Origin of the sequence: Agrobacterium sp. LY4 (assembly GCF_001526585.1) — a bacterium.
Lineage (GTDB): Bacteria > Pseudomonadota > Alphaproteobacteria > Rhizobiales > Rhizobiaceae > Agrobacterium > Agrobacterium leguminum.
Map to the genome: position 1 here is coordinate 75,656 of NZ_ASYA01000053.1, position 17,691 is coordinate 93,346.

Annotated in this window: 15 protein-coding genes and 1 tRNA gene; 6 read left to right on the forward strand and 10 right to left on the reverse strand. The window is 59.7% G+C overall.

Annotated features, from left to right (window positions below):
* The first annotated feature begins 76 nt into the window (after window positions 1-76).
* The gene (locus tag L904_RS25175) at window positions 77-1,402 is read left to right on the forward strand and encodes an Nramp family divalent metal transporter (RefSeq protein ID WP_020808951.1); all 1,326 of its coding nucleotides are present in this window, start codon (window positions 77-79) and stop codon (window positions 1,400-1,402) included.
* A gap of 6 nt (window positions 1,403-1,408) precedes the next feature.
* Here the strand turns inward: L904_RS25175 and L904_RS25180 are convergent, their stop codons facing one another.
* From L904_RS25180 to L904_RS25205, 7 genes are all read right to left on the reverse strand, one after another.
* The gene (locus tag L904_RS25180; RefSeq protein WP_020808952.1) at window positions 1,409-1,741 is read right to left on the reverse strand and encodes a DNA-binding transcriptional regulator; all 333 of its coding nucleotides are present in this window, start codon (window positions 1,739-1,741) and stop codon (window positions 1,409-1,411) included.
* A complete protein-coding gene (locus tag L904_RS25185) occupies window positions 1,731-2,009 on the reverse strand; it encodes a BrnT family toxin (RefSeq protein WP_020808953.1) in 279 nt (92 codons plus the stop codon). The genes L904_RS25180 and L904_RS25185 overlap by 11 nt, the downstream gene beginning before the upstream one ends.
* Before the next feature lie 114 nt (window positions 2,010-2,123).
* Entirely contained in the window at window positions 2,124-5,942 is a 3,819-nt protein-coding gene (locus tag L904_RS25190) for a vitamin B12-dependent ribonucleotide reductase (RefSeq protein WP_035263962.1), read from the reverse strand.
* Window positions 5,932-6,063, reverse strand: coding sequence for a hypothetical protein (locus L904_RS28545; RefSeq protein WP_256364474.1), 132 nt, complete (start codon window positions 6,061-6,063; stop codon window positions 5,932-5,934). The genes L904_RS25190 and L904_RS28545 overlap by 11 nt, the downstream gene beginning before the upstream one ends.
* A 552-nt stretch (window positions 6,064-6,615) precedes the next feature.
* On the reverse strand, window positions 6,616-7,113 hold the full coding sequence (gpt, locus tag L904_RS25195; RefSeq protein WP_035263984.1) for a xanthine phosphoribosyltransferase: 498 nt from the start codon (window positions 7,111-7,113) through the stop codon (window positions 6,616-6,618).
* A 110-nt stretch (window positions 7,114-7,223) separates the two neighbouring features.
* Complete coding sequence (locus tag L904_RS25200) at window positions 7,224-8,069, reverse strand: universal stress protein (RefSeq protein WP_035263965.1); 846 nt, start codon at window positions 8,067-8,069, stop codon at window positions 7,224-7,226.
* Between the two features lie 221 nt (window positions 8,070-8,290).
* Window positions 8,291-9,082, reverse strand: coding sequence for a competence/damage-inducible protein A (locus L904_RS25205; protein ID WP_003523372.1), 792 nt, complete (start codon window positions 9,080-9,082; stop codon window positions 8,291-8,293).
* A gap of 277 nt (window positions 9,083-9,359) precedes the next feature.
* Here L904_RS25205 and wrbA point away from each other — a divergent pair, with 277 nt between their 5' ends.
* Window positions 9,360-9,959: an NAD(P)H:quinone oxidoreductase type IV gene (gene wrbA / locus L904_RS25210; RefSeq protein WP_003509751.1), complete on the forward strand. Its 600-nt coding sequence runs from the start codon at window positions 9,360-9,362 to the stop codon at window positions 9,957-9,959.
* 513 nt (window positions 9,960-10,472) lie between these two features.
* On the opposite strand, the gene L904_RS25215 is transcribed toward wrbA, so the two are convergent.
* Both L904_RS25215 and L904_RS25220 read right to left on the reverse strand, forming a co-directional pair.
* On the reverse strand, window positions 10,473-10,718 hold the full coding sequence (locus L904_RS25215) for a DUF982 domain-containing protein (RefSeq protein ID WP_003523370.1): 246 nt from the start codon (window positions 10,716-10,718) through the stop codon (window positions 10,473-10,475).
* Between the two features lie 94 nt (window positions 10,719-10,812).
* The gene (locus L904_RS25220) at window positions 10,813-11,118 is read right to left on the reverse strand and encodes a hypothetical protein (protein ID WP_003523369.1); all 306 of its coding nucleotides are present in this window, start codon (window positions 11,116-11,118) and stop codon (window positions 10,813-10,815) included.
* 708 nt (window positions 11,119-11,826) lie between these two features.
* Between L904_RS25220 and L904_RS27425 the strand changes: the two genes are divergently transcribed.
* Entirely contained in the window at window positions 11,827-11,979 is a 153-nt protein-coding gene (locus tag L904_RS27425) for a DUF3309 family protein (protein ID WP_003495626.1), read from the forward strand.
* A gap of 106 nt (window positions 11,980-12,085) precedes the next feature.
* Here L904_RS27425 and L904_RS25225 read toward each other — a convergent pair.
* Window positions 12,086-12,159 (reverse strand) — tRNA-Cys (locus L904_RS25225).
* A 304-nt stretch (window positions 12,160-12,463) separates the two neighbouring features.
* On the opposite strand from L904_RS25225, the gene L904_RS25230 reads away from it, so the two are divergent.
* The 3 genes from L904_RS25230 to L904_RS25240 all read left to right on the forward strand — a co-directional run bounded on the left by L904_RS25230 (window position 12,464) and on the right by L904_RS25240 (window position 17,596).
* A complete protein-coding gene (locus L904_RS25230; RefSeq protein ID WP_035263968.1) occupies window positions 12,464-13,135 on the forward strand; it encodes a protein-L-isoaspartate O-methyltransferase in 672 nt (223 codons plus the stop codon).
* Between the two features lie 389 nt (window positions 13,136-13,524).
* Entirely contained in the window at window positions 13,525-14,532 is a 1,008-nt protein-coding gene (gene popZ, locus L904_RS25235; protein WP_035263970.1) for a cell division protein PopZ, read from the forward strand.
* Between the two features lie 220 nt (window positions 14,533-14,752).
* Entirely contained in the window at window positions 14,753-17,596 is a 2,844-nt protein-coding gene (locus tag L904_RS25240) for a valine--tRNA ligase (protein WP_035263974.1), read from the forward strand.
* Window positions 17,597-17,691 lie beyond the last annotated feature (95 nt).

Below are 17,691 nucleotides of genomic sequence, written 5' to 3' on the forward strand. Positions count from 1 at the left end.
CCCTTGCCAGCCGTTGCTGCTTATGCGAATGATTTGCAATTGCACCAATTCAATCTCCCCTTTGAAAGCGCAGAAAATGGACAAGCCAGTCTTTGGATGGCGACGGAACGGCGACGATCTCTCGTTGTCCGACGTTCACAGCTCGATCCGGGTCAAACCGAATGCCGGCACGTTTCGCCGGGCGATGGCCTTTTTCGGCCCCGGCTATCTCGTTGCGGTCGGTTACATGGATCCCGGAAACTGGGCGACGTCGCTCGCCGGCGGCTCCAGATTCGGCTACACGCTGCTGACCGTCGCGCTGGTCTCGAACATCATGGCGATCGTGCTGCAATCGCTCTGCGCCCGTCTTGCGATCGCCTCCGGCCGCGATCTCGCCCAGGCCTGTCGCGATGCCTATCCGAAACCGGTGGCGATGGTGCTGTGGCTGCTGGCCGAAATCGCCATCATCACCACCGATATCGCCGAGGTGATCGGCACGGCCATCGGCCTCAACCTCATTTTCGGCATTCCGCTCGAACTCGGCGTTCTCATCACCGCGCTCGATGTGTTCCTGATCCTTTATCTGCAAAAGCTCGGCTTCCGCTGGGTGGAGGCGCTGGTCATCACGCTGCTTGGCGTCATCGCCGTGTGTTTCGCCATTCAGGTGGCGCTCGCCGACCCTGACTGGGGGCAGGTGATCCTTGGTTTTGCGCCGACGACCGAGATCGTCACCAATCCGGACATGCTCTATCTGGCGCTTGGCATTCTCGGCGCCACCGTCATGCCGCATAATCTCTATCTGCATTCGGGCATCGTGCAGACCCGCGAAATCGGCGAGACCATTGCCGAAAAACGCGAGGCGCTGAAATTCGCCACGCTCGATTCCACCATCGCGCTGATGTTCGCGCTCACCATCAACGCCTCAATCCTCATTCTAGCGGCGGCGACCTTCAATAAGGCGGGGCAAACGACCGTTGCCGAACTCGGCGAAGCCCATAATCTGCTGGCACCGCTGCTCGGCCTTGCCATTGCGCCGACGCTGTTCGGCGTGGCGCTTTTATGCTGCGGCATCAATTCCACCGTCACGGCAACGCTTGCCGGCCAGATCGTAATGGAGGGTTTCCTCAAGATGCGGCTCGCCCCCTGGCTGCGCCGCCTCATCACCCGCGCCATCGCCATCGTCCCCGCCGCCGGCGTCACCATCTTCTATGGCGATAGCGGCACGGCGGAACTGCTGATCCTGACGCAGGTGGTGCTCAGCCTGCAACTCTCCTTCGCGGTCTTCCCACTCGTGATGTTCACCGCCGATAAGGCCAAGATGGGCGAGTTGCGCTCACCGCTCTGGCTTTCGGCGTTTGCGTGGCTGATTGCGGTGGTGATTGCGGGGTTGAATGTGAAGTTGCTGGTGGATTTTATGGGGTGAGATGGGTCAGGCCGCGCCTTTACGAAGCGCGGCCGCCGTTCCCTCCGGATCGACGGCGATGACCTTTAGATAGGCGCGGGCCGGTTGATCCGGCTCGCTTCGACCCTGTTCCCAATCACGCAAGGTGCCGAGCGGAATATGATAACGCACGGAAAACTCTTCCTGCGTCAGCTTCAGAGCCCGGCGGATGATCTTGATGCGGGGCATTCTGGGCGCTGCGGCGAGCTGTTCGGCGGAAAGCGGTAGATTATCAGGGTCGGCCAGCGCATTGGCCTCTGCTTCCTCGTCGGTCATGGCGTGAAGACGGACCCAGTCGGTTTGATCGGTTTTACCAGCCATTGTCGTCATATTCCTTGCGCTCTGCGCGTGTCGCCTTTCGTGCGGAGATGATGCGGATCACTTCGCTTCGTTCGGTATAGATCACGGTCAGAACCAATCCGTTGCCCAACCCCACTATACGCCGTCGGACTTCACCGTAATTCGCTGAACGATCCTCGATATCCACGGCAAATGGATCGTCAAAAACCCTGCGGGCGGTTTCAAAACTGACGCCATGTTTGGCTAGATTGGCTGACGCCTTATGCGCATTCCATTCGAAATATAACATTCTGAACTACGGGTTTCCAGTAGTTTCAATAAATAAAACATCAAAACAATAAGGGCTCTTTCATATCTGAAAGAGCCCTCAAGACTAATCATTTTTTGGTGCCTAAGCTAACGCTTAGCTGCAACCGCTCGTCGCACCGCAAGTATCGCACTTCTCGCAAGTGCCGTTCCGCACCATCGTGAAGTTCTGGCATTCCGAGCACATGTTGCCGGTATACCCTTGAGCAATCGAGCGCATGCGGCGTTCGTTTTCCACCTTCTTGGCTTCCGTCTTGGCCGATGCAGCGTCGGCGGCGGCCTTGTCGGAGAAGAGGGCGGTTGCCGTCTGCTGGGATTCCTGGGCGACGTCGTCGATGACTTCCTCGGCGATTTCTTCGGCCAGTTCCCTGGCGCGCTCCTCATAGTCCCGCTTGAAGGAGACGATTTCGGAGGTCGCGACGGAGACGGTCGGTTCCAGCTTGCGGGCGGCGGAGCCGGCAAAGGAGGTGACGTTGGCGGAGCCACGGGCAGGGGTGGCCGTTGCCGAGCCCTTCGGCTCGGAAGACGAACGTTCGCCGCCATTGCTGGAAACCAGCGTCGGCTTGTAACCGCGGGTCCAGCCGGTGGAAACGAGGTTGGTCTTGCCTTCCTGGATGCCCTTGCCGAGTGCCGTGTTGGAGAAATCCGACGTATCGACATGGGCCAGATCGTGGCGGCCGAGATAGGAGACGGCGAGTTCGCGGAACACGTAGTCGAGGATCGACGTGGCGTTCTTGATCGCGTCGTTGCCCTGCACCATGCCTGCCGGTTCGAACTTGGTGAAGGTGAAGGCCTCCACATATTCTTCCAGCGGCACGCCATATTGCAGGCCGAGCGAGATGGCGATGGCGAAGTTGTTCATCATCGCACGGAAGGCGGCACCTTCCTTGTGCATGTCGATGAAGATTTCACCGATGCGGCCGTCACCGAATTCGCCGGTGCGCAGATAGACCTTGTGACCGCCAACGGTTGCCTTCTGGGTATAACCCTGACGGCGGTTCGGCAGCTTTTCACGCTCGCGCGAGACACGCTCGATGACGCGTTCGACGATCTTTTCGGTGATCGTCACGGCCTGCTGGGCGAGCGGCTGCTGGATCAGCTCCTCGACGAAATCCTCTTCGTCGTCATCTTCCACCAGCGAAGCGTTGAGCGGCTGGGAAAGCTTGGAACCATCGCGGTAAAGGGCGTTTGCCTTCAGCGCCAGCTTCCAGGAGAGCATGTAGGCCGCGCCGCAATCTTCCACCGTCGCATCATTCGGCATGTTGATCGTCTTGGAGATCGCACCCGAGATGAAGGGCTGTGCCGCCGCCATCATGCGGATATGCGATTCGACCGAGAGATAACGCTTGCCGATCTTGCCGCAGGGGTTTGCGCAATCGAAGACGGGCAGGTGTTCGTCCTTCAGGAACGGTGCGCCTTCCAGCGTCATCGCGCCGCAGACGTGCACGTTTGCTGCTTCGATGTCCTTCTTGCCGAAGCCGAGATGCTCGAGCAGGTTGAAGCTCATGTCAGAGAGCTGCTCGTCGGAAACCTTCAGCGTTTCCTTGAGGAAGTCGGCGCCGAGCGTCCACTGGTTGAAGACGAACTTGATGTCGAAGGCGCTTTTCAGCGCGGCGTTGACGGCTTCGATCTTCTCATCGGTGAAGCCCTTGGCCTTCAGCGTCGAGGGGTTGATGGCCGGCGCCTGGTTGAGATTGCCATGGCCGACGGCATAGGCTTCGATTTCGGCGATCTGGCTTTCGGAATACCCAAGCGAACGCAGCGCATCGGGAACCGCGCGGTTGATGATCTTGAAGTAGCCGCCGCCGGCAAGCTTCTTGAACTTCACCAGCGCGAAGTCGGGCTCGATGCCGGTCGTGTCGCAATCCATCACGAGGCCAATCGTGCCTGTCGGCGCGATGACGGTGGTCTGGGCGTTGCGGTAGCCGTGCTGTTCGCCAAGCGCCAGCGCCTTGTCCCAGGCGGCTGTTGCGTGGGCGATGAGGTCCGGATCGGTGCAATCGGCATGGATGAGCGCCACAGGGTTGACCGACAGGCCCTCATAACCATCCGACAGGCCATGGGCGGCGCGGCGGTGGTTGCGGATGACGCGCAACATGTTGTCGCGGTTCGGTGCAAAGCTCGGGAAGGGGCCAAGCTCGCCGGCCATTTCAGCCGAAGTGGCATAGGAAACACCGGTCATGATGGCGGTCAGCGCACCGGCAATGGCGCGGCCCTCATCGCTGTCATAGGGAATGCCAGACGACATCAGCAGGCCGCCGATATTGGCGTAACCGAGGCCGAGCGTGCGGTATTCATAAGAGCGCTCGGCGATCTGGCGCGACGGGAACTGCGCCATCATCACGGAGACTTCGAGCACGACGGTCCACAGGCGCACGGCATGTTCGTAATCGGCGATATCTATGCGCTTCGTCTTGGCATCCTTGAACTGCAAGAGGTTCAGCGAGGCAAGGTTGCAGGCCGTGTCGTCAAGGAACATATATTCCGAGCACGGGTTGGAAGCGCGGATCGGGCCTTCGGCCGGCGAGGTGTGCCAGTCGTTCATGGTGGTGTTGAAGTGCAGTCCCGGGTCAGCAGATGCCCAGGCGGCATGGGAAATCTTTTCCCAGAGATCGCGGGCCTTCAGCGTCTTCATGACCTTGCCGTCCTTGCGGGCGGTGAGGTTCCAGTCGCCGTCATTTTCGACAGCGCGCAGGAAGTCATCCTTCAGCGAGACGGAGTTGTTGGAGTTCTGGCCCGAAACCGTGAGGTAGGCTTCCGAATCCCAATCCGTGTCGTAGGTCTTGAACTGGATGTCCTTGTAACCCTGTTCGGCGAACTGGATGACGCGCTTGATGTAGTTTTCCGGCACCATGTCCTTCTTGGCAGCGCGGATTTCGCGCTTCAGGGCAGGGTTCTTGGCCGGGTCGAAGCAGTCACCATTGTCAGCCTCGCAATTGACGCAGGCTTTCATGATCGCCTTCAGGTGCTTGGCGACGATCTTGGAACCGGTAACCAGCGCGGCAACCTTCTGCTCTTCGTTCACCTTCCAGTCGATATAGGCTTCGATGTCAGGATGGTCGGCATCAACGACGACCATCTTCGCCGCACGGCGGGTGGTGCCGCCGGACTTGATGGCGCCGGCTGCGCGGTCGCCGATCTTGAGGAAGCTCATCAGGCCGGAGGACTTGCCGCCGCCCGAAAGCTTCTCGCCTTCGCCACGCAGGTAGGAGAAGTTGGAGCCGGTGCCGGAGCCGTATTTGAACAGGCGCGCTTCACGCACCCACAGATCCATGATGCCGCCTTCATTGACGAGGTCGTCCTCAACGGACTGGATGAAGCAGGCATGCGGCTGCGGATGTTCGTAAGCGGACTTGGACTTGGTCAGCTTAGCCGTGAAGGGATCGACATAGAAGTGGCCCTGGCCGGGGCCATCGATGCCATAGGCCCAGTGCAGGCCCGTGTTGAACCATTGCGGGGAATTCGGCGCAACGCGCTGGGTGGCGAGCATATAGGCAAGCTCATCGCGGAAGGCCAGCGCATCTTCTTCGGACGAGAAATATTTGCCCTTCCAGCCCCAATAGGCCCAGGTGCCGGCCAGACGGTCGAAAACCTGACGCGCATCGGTCTCGGAGCCGAAACGCTCGGCTTCGGGCACATCCTTCAGCGCCTTTTCATCGGGCACCGAGCGCCACAGGAAGGAAGGAACGTCGTTTTCCTCAACCTTCTTAAGGAACTTCGGTACGCCGGCCTTGCGGAAATATTTCTGCGCCAGAACGTCGGTGGCAACCTGGCTGAACTGCGCGGGAACGTCGATATCCGCCAGACGGAACACGATCGATCCATCCGGGTTCTTGATTTCACTGACGGCCTTGCGGAAGTCGATTTCCGCATAAGGCGATTGGCCGGGCTTCGTGAAGCGGCGTTCAATGCGCATGGTTTCTGTCCTCGTCCATTGGGCGCCCGGTAAAGGGCGCAAAAATCCGGTCCAGCCGTGCGATGCCTTCGCGCAGCCGGTTGTTGCCGATCTGAAAGGGATGTTCATCCTTGGATGTCATCCCTGTATCTCGTGGCTTATTCGGCTGCAAGCATGTCATGGAATACTAAATATAGTATCAACAGCTTCCTGCCGCCAGTCCCCGCGTCATGTTTTTGGCGGTTCCCAAAGGCGCGCAAAAGCCTGCGGCGAACCGCCCCCTCATGGCCGGGACGCCGCTTTGGACATGCGCGCTGAAGATGGAGAGGAACCGGCCTCGTTACTTTCCGGTCCGTTGCCGCCGCAACATAATTGTCACTTTCCTCTCGCGGCACAGATTCGTCAAGCCATAGATTGAAACCCATTTTTAACCACAAGATATTGTGTGGAGTGCCTGTGGAAAACGGGGATAGGAAAAGCTCTTAGAAAAATCAGTGACTTGGCGGGAAAGTTTGAAGCTTGCGCGAGGCTGGTTTCCGCAAGGGAAAGGCAAAACCCCGCATTTTCGGGGTGAGGCATAAAGGCGACACTGCGGTTTTTCCGTGTTTTTTAGCTGTCGCCATAAAGGCGTTTCCCGACAAAAAACCGCCCCGATGGGGCGGTTTCAAAGCGTGATTTCCCCCTGCGGTGCTGGTCAGCCGCGCGATCCCTTGGCAATCGGCTCCTGATAGGTGAAGCCCATGTCCCAGGGGAAATAAATCCAGGTGTCCTGGCTGACTTCGGTGACGAAGGTATCGATGGTCGGCACGCCCTTCGGCTTGGCGTAAACACAGGCGAAATGCGCCTTGGGCAGCATTTCGCGCACTTCGAGCGCCGTCTTGCCGGTATCGGTCAGGTCGTCCAGCACCAGCACGCCTTCGCCGCCATCCGCTGAAAGTTCCGGGGCGACACCCTTCAGCAGAACCGTTTCGCCCTGATTGACGTAATCATGGCGGGTGGCGATGCAGACCGTGTCGATCAGGCGGATATTCAGTTCGCGGGAAATGATCGCCGCCGGCACGAGGCCGCCGCGGGTGATACAGACGATCGCGCGGAACTCTTTGTCGAGACCGGCAAGACGCCAGGCAAGCGCACGGGCATCGCGGTGGAACTGGTCCCAGGAGACGGGAAAGGCTTTATCGGGAAGGGACATGTCGTCTACCATCTGGTCAAAATTGTCGATGGCTTTGGCTAATAGCCGCAAGACCGGCAAAAAGGCAAGCTTTCCGCACGGTCTTGTGGCTCAATCCACTTCCACCGATTTTAACGCGACAGCAGCGTCAGCGCCGTCATGGAATCGAGCAGGGTGCGGGTGACACCGCCGAACAGCAGTTCCCACCAGCGGGAATGGCCGTAAGCGCCCATGACAAGAAGGTCGATGCTGTTATCGGACAGCCGGTTTTCGATGGCGGCCTGCGGCGAGACGCCGGCGATCTTTTCCTGCGAGGTCACGGTGACGTTGACGCCGTGGCGGGCGAGCGTGGCGGCCAGTTCCGCACCGGCGAGGCCGGAAGACTGCGTTTCGCTCTCGGCCTGATCGACGGAGAAAATCTCGACGCTATCGGCCGCCTTGAGGAAGGGCAGGGCGTCGAAGGTGGCACGGGTCGCCTCGCGCGAGCCATTCCAGGCGATCAGGACGCGCTTGATCGGTTTCGCAACGGTCAGCACATGCGGCACGAGAAGAACGGGGCGGCCGCTTTCATAAAGGAAACCGTCAATATCCGAACGGCTGTCGGAAAGTGCGGAGGAGTTGCTCTGGCGGGCGACGATGAGATCGGCGCAACGGGCGCTGTCGATGGCGGATGCGGAGGCGTAACCCACCGATGTGACGAAGCTGCGCCATTCATGCGAGATGCCGTTGGCGGACAGCGTACGCTCGAAGATGGTTCCGACGTCGGTGGTTTCCTTATGCGCCACATCCTGCAGCGCCTGCACGGTGGCGGGATCGGGAATTTCCATCGGTGCGACGAGGGGAACGGCGGCCAGCGTTTCCATATGCAGGCCGATCACATGCGAGGAAAACTGATCGGCAAGGCTTACCACGAATTCGCCGAGCTTTTGCGTGTTCGAAACATTGTCGACCACTGCCAATATCGTCTTGTAACCCATTTCTCTCTCCTCGGTGACATGTCGTTTTCAGATCGTTCTGGCTTTTCTTCGAATCGCCAGAACGATCCAAGTCTCTGTTTTATGCATTGTCCGGACGGAAAAGCTGTTCCGCTTTTCCTGGAAATGCTCAGGGGGAGAGTGGCCGCCTTTACAGGCCGCCACCTTGATTTTGGTCAAAGCTTCCCGGTCTCAAGCCTCTTCTGTCTCAAGCCTTTTCTGCCTTAGGCGGTTGCATCGCCCTTGCTGGCTGCCAGTCTTTTTTCATGGCCGATGGTCTCGATCATGGCGGCAACCGCGTCTGCTGCCGCCTTCAGGACGCCGGCGTCGCGGGCGCGCACCACGATTTCCGTCGAAAAGCGCTGCCCGTCATATTTGGGATACGAGCCGATGCTCGTTTCGGGATGGGCTTTCTGGATGGCTGTCAGCGGCGTGCCGATATCGCCCTCGCCATAGGGCGACCGCACCGCCTGCGACATGACTTTTGCGCCGGTGCGCAGCGTCGGCATGACATTGTCCAGCATGGCCTGAAACACCTGCGGCACGCCGGCCATGACGTAAACATTGCCGATGACGAAGCCGGGGGCGACGGAAACGGGATTTGCGATGTGGGCGGCTCCTCTCGGCATGCGCGCCATGCGCTTGCGCGCCTCGGTGAACTCCATCTCGCGGACGCGATACATGTCACCCAGCAGGCGCAGCGCCTCGGCATCGTGCTCGCAGGGCAGGCCGAACGCCGCAGAGACCGCATCCGCGGTGATGTCGTCATGGGTCGGGCCGATGCCGCCTGATGTGAAGACATAATCATAGCGGCCGCGCAGCGCGTTCAGCGCTTCCACGATCGCTTCCTCCTCGTCGGCGACGATGCGCACTTCCTTCAGGTCGATGCCGGACATGGTGAGGACATCCGCGAGGTGGCCGATATTCTTGTCCTTGGTGCGGCCCGAAAGCAGTTCGTCGCCAATGGCAAGCATGGCGGCGGTCACGACGGATTGGGCAGAGGAGGGATTGGACATGGTTGCACTCGTCATCTGTTTCACCCGACGTTAACGCCGCGCCAGCGCGAATGCAAAGCGGTTTTGAAGAAACGCAAAAGGGGGATTGGTTGACGATGGCTCCGAGCGTTCACTCATCGTGAACAGTGCGTATGCCAATCCCCGGCTGGCGGCAGACCGATCCGTCCGCTACCTTTTTGTCATACGCTTTTACAGGTCAAAGCCGATGATCATTGAGTTTTTAAAGAAGCTTGTCGCCGGTACGCCGGAAACAGTTCCAGCAAAGGAAACGAAGAGAATGACGAAGGTTCTGGTACTTTATTACTCCTCTTACGGCCATATCGAGAAAATGGCCTATGCCGTTGCCGAGGGCGTGAAGTCCACCGGCGCGGAAGCCGTGGTGAAGCGCGTTCCCGAACTCGTTCCGGAAGAAGTTGCAAAGTCTTCCCATTTCAAGCTGGATCAGCCGGCCCCGGTGGCGACGGTGGACGAACTGGCGGATTACGACGCCATCATCGTCGGCGCCGGCACGCGTTTCGGCACGGTCGCCTCGCAGATGCGCAATTTCTGGGACCAGACCGGCGGCCTGTGGTTCAGCGGCAAGCTGGTCGGCAAGGTCGGTTCGGCCTTCACCTCTTCCGCCACCCAGCATGGCGGCCAGGAATCGACCATCCTCGGTTTCATCCCCACCTTCCTGCACCATGGCATGGCGGTCGTCGGTCTGCCCTATGCTTTCCAGGGCCAGATGGGCGTCGATGAAATCAAGGGCGGCTCGCCCTATGGCGCCTCCACCATCACCGATGGCGACGGCTCGCGCCAGCCTTCGGAAATCGAACTGGAAGCCGCTCGTTATCAGGGCGCGCATGTCGCCAAACTGGCTGCCAAGCTTTCGGCCTGATTGGATGATTTGTCCAAAAAAAATGCGGCCCACAAGGCCGCATTTTTTAATGCCGGAACGTCACGTCGCCGGTCCTGTCGAAGAAGAATTTTTGCCGTGGGTCAGATCGGTAGGTTGACCATGAAAAGGCAGCTTGCGACCACGAAGCCGAGCATCGAGATTTCGAGAAAACCGTTCAATCCGTCACGCATTCCAATCCTCCTCCTGTTGGATGAAAAGAGAACGGCCAGAGTTTATCGCGGTTCCATAACGAAAGAATGAAATTCAGGAAATTCTAATGTCCACTCGTCCCGTCTTCCGGCGGAGGGGATTTTTCCGCTTCAGCCGGTGACGACGAAGGCCACCACGAGGTGGCCGAGAAGGCCGATCGCCAGGCAGGAGAGGAGAAAAATGAACAGGGCTTTTTTCATGTTTCCGGAAGCTTCCATCTGTTGCGATCCATCCAACGTCTTATTCTGAAAAGCTGACGCCGCAGGCGGCATTTCTAGTCGACGGCCGGCAGTCACTCCGCCATCAGGCCTTGATATCGAGGCCGGCTTCGATTGCGGCTGCGATGAAGGCCTTGCGCGCATCCTCAGGCTTTTTCCTGCCGGCATCGACGGCGGCGCAGATCAGCAGCGCCTTGTCCAGCGCATCCCCGTCTTCGATCGGCCAATCCTCGATCAGCGCCCAGGAGGCCGCCTGCGTGGTGTCGATGCTCGTATAGTCGCCCGGCGTTTCGAACGCGATCAGGACGGGTTTTTGCCAGCGCGTATTCATCGCCTATCCATAGTGGTTGTTGCGCCCGGCTCTAAACCAAGCGGTCAGGATGCGCAATCCCGTTCCCGGCCCGTTTCGCGCGGTTGCGGTGCGGTCAGTCGTCGCGCCCGAACAGCCATTCGCGGATGATGCGGCGGTCGATGAGTTCCAGCGAGCGGTCCGGCGCGATGCGGTAGGTTTCCACCGCCCGCGTGCTGGCGTCGATGCGGAATTCATGGGTGAAGGTACTGCCGATCGGCGATTTCGTCAGTTTGGTGCGCGGCTGGCCCCTGTAGATGATGCTGCCAGGGATGGGTTCGACATAGGGCGCGGGGCCGACATAGGCGGCCGGTCCGGCCGTGGTGCATCCGGCAAGCGCCAGTGTAAGCGCGATAGCGGCCGACGATACGAGCGTTTTCATCCTGTCCTCCGAAGTGCGTCCGTGAAAACGATGTCGAGGCGCGGCGGTTCCCGGCGGGCAGGGGGCCGGAGACGATTTCCCCGACTATTTGCTCTTCGGATTCTGAATGTCGCGCGCGACCCAGCGAAAGAAAAAGTAGACGAGGAGGCCGAAGATGAAAAGCGGGATGAGGTTCGCAAAACCGGACATATGATTCTCGTTTCTCCCTCCCGGTCCGGGGTCTAGCCGGAGTGAAACCGGCAAGGCAAGGGAAACGAGAACACAGTCGGTAAAATATCCGTGTGCCTGCAAAGGAGAATTCGAGGAGCGTGGGGAGGGGCGGGAGAGATCTGGCGCACTGCCAGTGATGCCAGATCTCTCCGTCTCCCGCCAGTTTCAGGGTACGGGGGACTGGCGCTAATATGACGGACAACTGCCGATAGACATAGGCCGAGAAATTACCTCGAATAAATCGCTGCTTTCATCGATCCCGGTGAAGGCCGGCCCGCCGCAGGCCTTCAGGGCTTTTTGCGGCGATATAATTAGCCAGAGAATTATTTTCCGAGACGGGAGCAGGCAAGGCCGCATTCCCGAATTTCCGGTGTAACCCGTTGAAACGGAAGAGGATGCCTTTCTACCATTATGCTGCCGGCTATACAGGAAAGGGAACTTTTTGCGCGTTTCATCATTCAAACAGGCAGGACACATGCCAATAGTGGAGGGTTACACATGCTCGGCACCATCCTCGTCATCCTGCTCATTCTTTTCCTGATCGGCGCACTGCCAAGCTGGGGTTACCATAATTATGGCTATGGCCCGTCAGGCGGTCTCGGACTGGTTCTGGTGATCGTCCTGATCCTGGTTCTGCTTGGGCGGATCTGATCATGCGAAAAGGGGCAGCGTCGCTCGCATGATGACAGGCGAGTTGAACTCAAGCGCCTGTGTGGCGCTGCTCAGTTCATACCGAAATTGGGTGTGATGTAAGATATGGAGGCCTCGCCCGGAATTGAACCGGGGTACAAGGATTTGCAGTCCTCTGCGTCACCACTCCGCCACGAGGCCTCAACCGCTCGTCGTCTTGAGCGATGGCGGGCATTTAGAACGAATCCATTTAGGGTGCAAGGCCCTAATTTCGAATGCGCTTGTTTTTTAGTTTCTGCGCACGAAGACAGATCGTTACGATAAAAAGTCTCCTTCATGGGCGTGATATCCTGTCGCTTTTTCCCACACATCCGGCTTAGCGCGCTTGAAAGCGCGCGCCTTGGCAATTATGAGATTATCCAAAGGCGAGGGTGAGCCCCTGCCGTTTTGAGCTTTTGGAGCCGAGGCTTCCCGACCGGCATCCGTGAAATTGAGGCGATACGATATGATGGATTTCGAAACCGCACGCGCCAATATGGTCGACAGCCAGTTGCGCACGACCGACGTGACGTCGCATTCCGTGCTGAAGGCGTTTTTGAGCGTGCCGCGCGAGGCATTCGTGCCGGCGGGCGTGCGGCAGATTGCCTATGTGGACGAGGACCTGCAGATCTGTCCCGCCCGCGATGGCCGTCCGGCCCGTTATGTCATGAAGACCTCGCCGCTGGCGAAGCTGCTGCAGCTTTCGGCCGTGTCGAAGGAGGACGTGGTGCTGGAAGTGGGCGGCGGCGCAGGTTATGCGGCCGCCATCCTTTCGCAGCTTGCCGGTTCGGTGGTTTCCCTTGAAAGCGATGAGGCGCTGGCCGCACAGGCGACCGAGACGCTCGCTTCGCTTGGATATGACAATGTCGCCGTCGTGACCGGCGATCTCGAAAAGGGCTATGCGGGCGAAGCACCCTATGACCTCGTTTTCATCAACGGCTCGGTGGAGGAAGTGCCGGCGGCACTGACCGACCAGCTGCGCGACGGCGGCCGTCTGGTTGTCGTCGTCGGATATGGCGGCGCCGCGAAGGCCACCGTCTATCGCCGCGATGGCAACAGCACATCGGCTGCCACTTTCTTCAATGCTTCGGTCAAGCCGCTGCCGGGTTTTGCCAAGGCGGCCGAATTCGTTTTCTGATCGGCAAACGATCCTCTTCTTTCTGACGCCGGGGTGGAGTTTCCGCCCCGGCGTTTTTATGTTCGGTTTGCCGGCGCGGCGCGTCCTTTCGGGCCATTCTCACAAAGCTGTGCATCATCACGAAACTTGTCGAATCAGTGATTTAGTTCCTCGCTATGCTGACCTAAACTAAGGGTGATTCGGGGTGTGCGTATTTCTGCCCCGCATGATCCTGCGACAGGGACGGCGAAATGCTCAGGCGCTTGGCCGGCCATGTTTCAGAGCATCGGTGTGACGATCGATTTCGGTTGTCGAAAACGCGATGTGAAAATTGAACAGGTCAAGGAGCGCTCATCCGGTGTCCGAGGGATGCGGCAAGGGTGCTCGAAGAGTGGAAACCGGGGATTGATATGGCTCAGCCAAGCGTAGCGCGTGAACCGTCCATGGAAGAGATTCTGGCGTCTATCCGCCGGATCATCGAAAGCAACGAGACCGGACCTGCCGGTGCGTTTTCCGGGCAGTTGCCGCCGGTCTATGACGATGAAGACGAGGCTGCGAGCGAAGCGGCCTTCGTGGCGGAGCCCATCAGCCCGCCGGCGCGCGTTCCCCCCGCCGCAAACCAGGCTTTTGGCGCACGGCCTGCGCAGGATTTCTCGCCGATTTCTGAAGGACCCATGGCTGAACGGCAGGAAAGCTCTGCCGAAAAGACCATGTCGCTTGCAGATGTTGCCGCCCGTGTGCGTGCCGCCGCAGACCGTAACGCCGCCATGGGGCCGCAGGCTTTCGCCGCGCAGGCCCAGCGTGGCGTGGCCGAGACCGTGCCGTCGGCTGCTGCCCCGACCGTATCGCAGCCTTTGTCCGTATCGTCTTCCGAACGCGCCGCACCGCAGCGCCCGACGGATGTTCGGCCGCTGATGGCGGCTGCGGCCGCCGCGAGCGTGAGCGAGCAGCCGGCATCCAGCGTGAACGAGCAGCCGGTATCTTTTGCCGCTGAGGATCGCGCCGCCGCTGCCGCCATCGAAAGCGCGTCTTCGGCCGAAAACCGCTTCGATCAGCTTTCGCTGCGCGGCGCCCTCGAAACGCCGCTGACAGCGGAGCGTTTCGACATAGCGGTGCTGGAACCTGCCGTTGGCAAACCGGCATTCGATCTGGCCGAGCCACAGGCAAAAGACGAGGCGGGTGTCGAGGGCGGTCTGTCGCTCAATCTTCTTTCTGCTGCTGCCGGTGCACAGATCGCCCGTTCGTTCAGCGAGCTTGCAGAGGTTTTCGACGGCGTCGAGCGGCGCTCGATCGAAGATATGGCCGCCGAAATGCTGCGCCCGATGCTGCAGGACTGGCTGGAGGACAATCTGCCGACGCTCGTGGAGCGTCTGGTGCGCGAGGAAATCGAGCGCGTGGCGCGCGGTTCGCGCCGCTAAGTTCCGCTTTGGCCGCATGTGCGATTGCGGCGGGATGCGACGAAACAGGGGCCGCTCCGGCATCGGGGCGGCTTTTTTGTTGAAGATGAAGGTGTTATGGGGTCATAGTCACCCGTGGGTCCGCTCAATGGTTGGCTCGCGGGCGGGTTTCTGTTGACTCTCTCCCGTCCATCCTTATTTAAAAAAATCCACACAAGAACTCTAAAATTCAGGTCAGGAAATGCTCGAAAAGACCTACGATTCCGCATCCGTCGAACCGAAGATCGCCAAAGCCTGGGACGAGGCTAACGCTTTTCGTGCCGGCGCCAACGCCAAGCCGGGCGCGGAAACCTTCACCATCGTCATCCCGCCGCCGAATGTGACCGGCTCCCTGCATATGGGCCACGCGCTCAACAACACGCTGCAGGATATTCTGGTCCGCTTTGAGCGCATGCGCGGCAAGGACGTGCTGTGGCAGCCGGGCATGGACCATGCCGGCATCGCCACGCAGATGGTCGTCGAGCGCAAGCTGATGGAGCAGCAGCTTCCGGGCCGCCGCGAGATGGGCCGCGAGGCCTTCGTGGAGAAGGTCTGGGAATGGAAGGCCGAATCCGGCGGTCTGATCTTCAACCAGCTGAAACGTCTTGGCGCCTCCTGCGACTGGTCGCGTGAGCGCTTCACCATGGATGAGGGGCTTTCCGAGGCCGTTCTCGAGGTCTTCGTCACCCTTTACAAGCAGAACCTGATTTACAAGGACAAGCGCCTCGTCAACTGGGACCCGAAGCTGCAGACCGCGATTTCCGACATGGAAGTCGAACAGATCGAGGTGAAGGGCAACCTTTGGCATTTCCGTTATCTGCTGGAAAAGGGTGTCACCTATCAATATCCGATCGCTTTCGACGAGGAGGGCAAGCCCACCGAGTTCGAAACGCGCGACTATATCGTCGTCGCCACGACGCGGCCCGAAACCATGCTCGGCGATACCGGCGTTGCGGTGAACCCGAAGGATGAACGTTACAAGGGCATCATCGGCAAGCATGTCATCCTGCCCATCGTCGGCCGCAAGATTCCGATCGTCGCCGATGACTATGCCGATCCGACGGCCGGCACGGGCGCGGTTAAGATCACGCCTGCGCATGACTTCAACGATTTCGAAGTCGGCAAGCGCTGCGGCCTGCGCGCCATCAACATCATGAATATCGACGGCACGATCTCCATCAAGGAGAACGAGGATTTCCTCGAGGGTCTCAGCCATCCCGCGGCGCTGCATGGCGCATGGGATCGTCTGGAAGGACAGGATCGCTTCTTCGCCCGCAAGGTTATCGTCGAAATCTTCGAGGAAGCCGGCCTGCTCGACAAGATCGAGCCGCACAAGCATGTCGTGCCGCATGGCGACCGTGGCGGCGTGCCGATCGAACCGCGCCTGACCGACCAGTGGTGGGTGGACAACAAGACGCTGGCCCAGCCGGCGATTGCCTCGGTTCGCGAAGGCCGCACCAATTTCGTGCCGAAGAACTGGGAAAACACGTACTTCCAGTGGATGGAGAACATCCAGCCCTGGTGTATCTCGCGGCAATTGTGGTGGGGTCACCAGATCCCCGCTTGGTATGGTCCGGACGGACAGGTCTTCGTTGAGAAGACCGAAGAAGAGGCGCTTCAGGCGGCCATCCAGCATTATATCGCCCATGAAGGTCCGTGGAAGGCCTGGGTCGAGGAGAAGCTTGAGAACTTCAAGCCGGGCGAAATCCTGATCCGCGACGAAGATGTGCTCGACACCTGGTTCTCGTCGGCGCTGTGGCCGTTCTCGACGCTCGGCTGGCCCGAGCAGACACCGGAACTGGCGCGCTATTATCCGACCAACGTGCTGGTGACCGGTTTCGACATCATCCCGTTCTGGGTGGTGCGGATGATGCAGATGGGCCTGCATTTCATGAAGGACGATGCCGGCAACCCGGTCGAGCCTTTCAGCACGGTCTATATCCATGCGTTGGTTCGTGACAAGAACGGCCAGAAGATGTCGAAGTCCAAGGGCAACGTCATCGATCCGCTGGAACTGATCGACGAATATGGTGCGGATGCGCTGCGTTTCACGCTCGCCATCATGGCGGCGCAGGGCCGTGACGTGAAGCTCGACCCGGCGCGTATCGCCGGTTATCGCAACTTCGGCACCAAGCTCTGGAATGCGACGCGTTTTGCCGAGATGAACGGCGTGAAGCGCGATCCGCATTTCCTCGCCGAAACCGCGTCGCTGACCATCAACCGCTGGATCCTGACCGAGCTTGCCAATACGGCGCGCGACGTGACGGCGGCGCTCGAGAACTTCCGCTTCAACGATGCCTCCGGCATTCTCTACCGTTTCGTCTGGAACCAGTTCTGCGACTGGTATCTGGAACTGCTGAAGCCCGTCTTCAGCGGCGAAGACGAAAAGGCCAAGAGGGAATCGCAGGCCTGTGCGGCCTATGTTCTGGACGAGATCTACAAGCTCCTGCATCCCTTCATGCCCTTCATGACGGAAGAGCTGTGGGCGCATACGGCGGGCGAGGGCGAGGAGCGGGATAATCTGCTTTGCCTGACCGACTGGCCGGTGCCGGAATTCCGCGACGATGCCGCGGCGGCCGAAATCAACTGGCTGATCGATCTCGTCTCCGGCATTCGCTCCGCGCGCGCCGAGATGAATGTGCCGCCGGGCGCCACCGCTTCGCTGGTGGTTGTCGGCGCCAATACCTCCACCGAAGCGCGGCTCGACCGCCACGCCGCCGCCATCCGGCGCCTGGCGCGGGCGGATGAAATCCGCGCCGCCGATGTCGCGCCGAAGGGCTCCGCGCAGATCATCGTCGGTGAGGCCACGGTCTGCCTGCCGCTCGGCAAGCTCATCGATCTGGCCGCCGAGGAAGCCCGTCTCGAAAAGGCGATCGGCAAGGTGGATGCGGAAATGGAACGTATCGACAAGAAGCTGTCGAACGAAAAATTCGTGGCCAATGCCGATCCGGAAGTGGTCGCCGCCGAGCGCGAGCGCAAGGCGGAGCTGGAAGTGCAGCTTGCAAGCCTGAGAACGGCGCTCACGCGGGTCAGCGAAGCGGGGTAATAGCTGCTTCCGGCTCTTTTATGGAAACAAAAACGCCCCGTCCGAAACGGGGCGTTTTTATTTTGGTGTAACAATTCGTCTCGATTGATTGCTGC

What these genes read in the sequence shown, in the direction of transcription:
- L904_RS25175 (WP_020808951.1), top strand. Translation starts at nt 77, where the DNA reads ATGGACAAGCCAGTCTTTGGATGGCGACGGAACGGCGACGATCTCTCG.
- L904_RS25180 (WP_020808952.1), bottom strand. Translation starts at nt 1,741, where the DNA reads ATGGCTGGTAAAACCGATCAAACCGACTGGGTCCGTCTTCACGCCATG.
- L904_RS25185 (WP_020808953.1), bottom strand. Translation starts at nt 2,009, where the DNA reads ATGTTATATTTCGAATGGAATGCGCATAAGGCGTCAGCCAATCTAGCC.
- L904_RS25190 (WP_035263962.1), bottom strand. Translation starts at nt 5,942, where the DNA reads ATGCGCATTGAACGCCGCTTCACGAAGCCCGGCCAATCGCCTTATGCG.
- L904_RS28545 (WP_256364474.1), bottom strand. Translation starts at nt 6,063, where the DNA reads ATGACATCCAAGGATGAACATCCCTTTCAGATCGGCAACAACCGGCTG.
- gpt (WP_035263984.1), bottom strand. Translation starts at nt 7,113, where the DNA reads ATGTCCCTTCCCGATAAAGCCTTTCCCGTCTCCTGGGACCAGTTCCAC.
- L904_RS25200 (WP_035263965.1), bottom strand. Translation starts at nt 8,069, where the DNA reads ATGGGTTACAAGACGATATTGGCAGTGGTCGACAATGTTTCGAACACG.
- L904_RS25205 (WP_003523372.1), bottom strand. Translation starts at nt 9,082, where the DNA reads ATGTCCAATCCCTCCTCTGCCCAATCCGTCGTGACCGCCGCCATGCTT.
- wrbA (WP_003509751.1), top strand. Translation starts at nt 9,360, where the DNA reads ATGACGAAGGTTCTGGTACTTTATTACTCCTCTTACGGCCATATCGAG.
- L904_RS25215 (WP_003523370.1), bottom strand. Translation starts at nt 10,718, where the DNA reads ATGAATACGCGCTGGCAAAAACCCGTCCTGATCGCGTTCGAAACGCCG.
- L904_RS25220 (WP_003523369.1), bottom strand. Translation starts at nt 11,118, where the DNA reads ATGAAAACGCTCGTATCGTCGGCCGCTATCGCGCTTACACTGGCGCTT.
- L904_RS27425 (WP_003495626.1), top strand. Translation starts at nt 11,827, where the DNA reads ATGCTCGGCACCATCCTCGTCATCCTGCTCATTCTTTTCCTGATCGGC.
- L904_RS25230 (WP_035263968.1), top strand. Translation starts at nt 12,464, where the DNA reads ATGATGGATTTCGAAACCGCACGCGCCAATATGGTCGACAGCCAGTTG.
- popZ (WP_035263970.1), top strand. Translation starts at nt 13,525, where the DNA reads ATGGCTCAGCCAAGCGTAGCGCGTGAACCGTCCATGGAAGAGATTCTG.
- L904_RS25240 (WP_035263974.1), top strand. Translation starts at nt 14,753, where the DNA reads ATGCTCGAAAAGACCTACGATTCCGCATCCGTCGAACCGAAGATCGCC.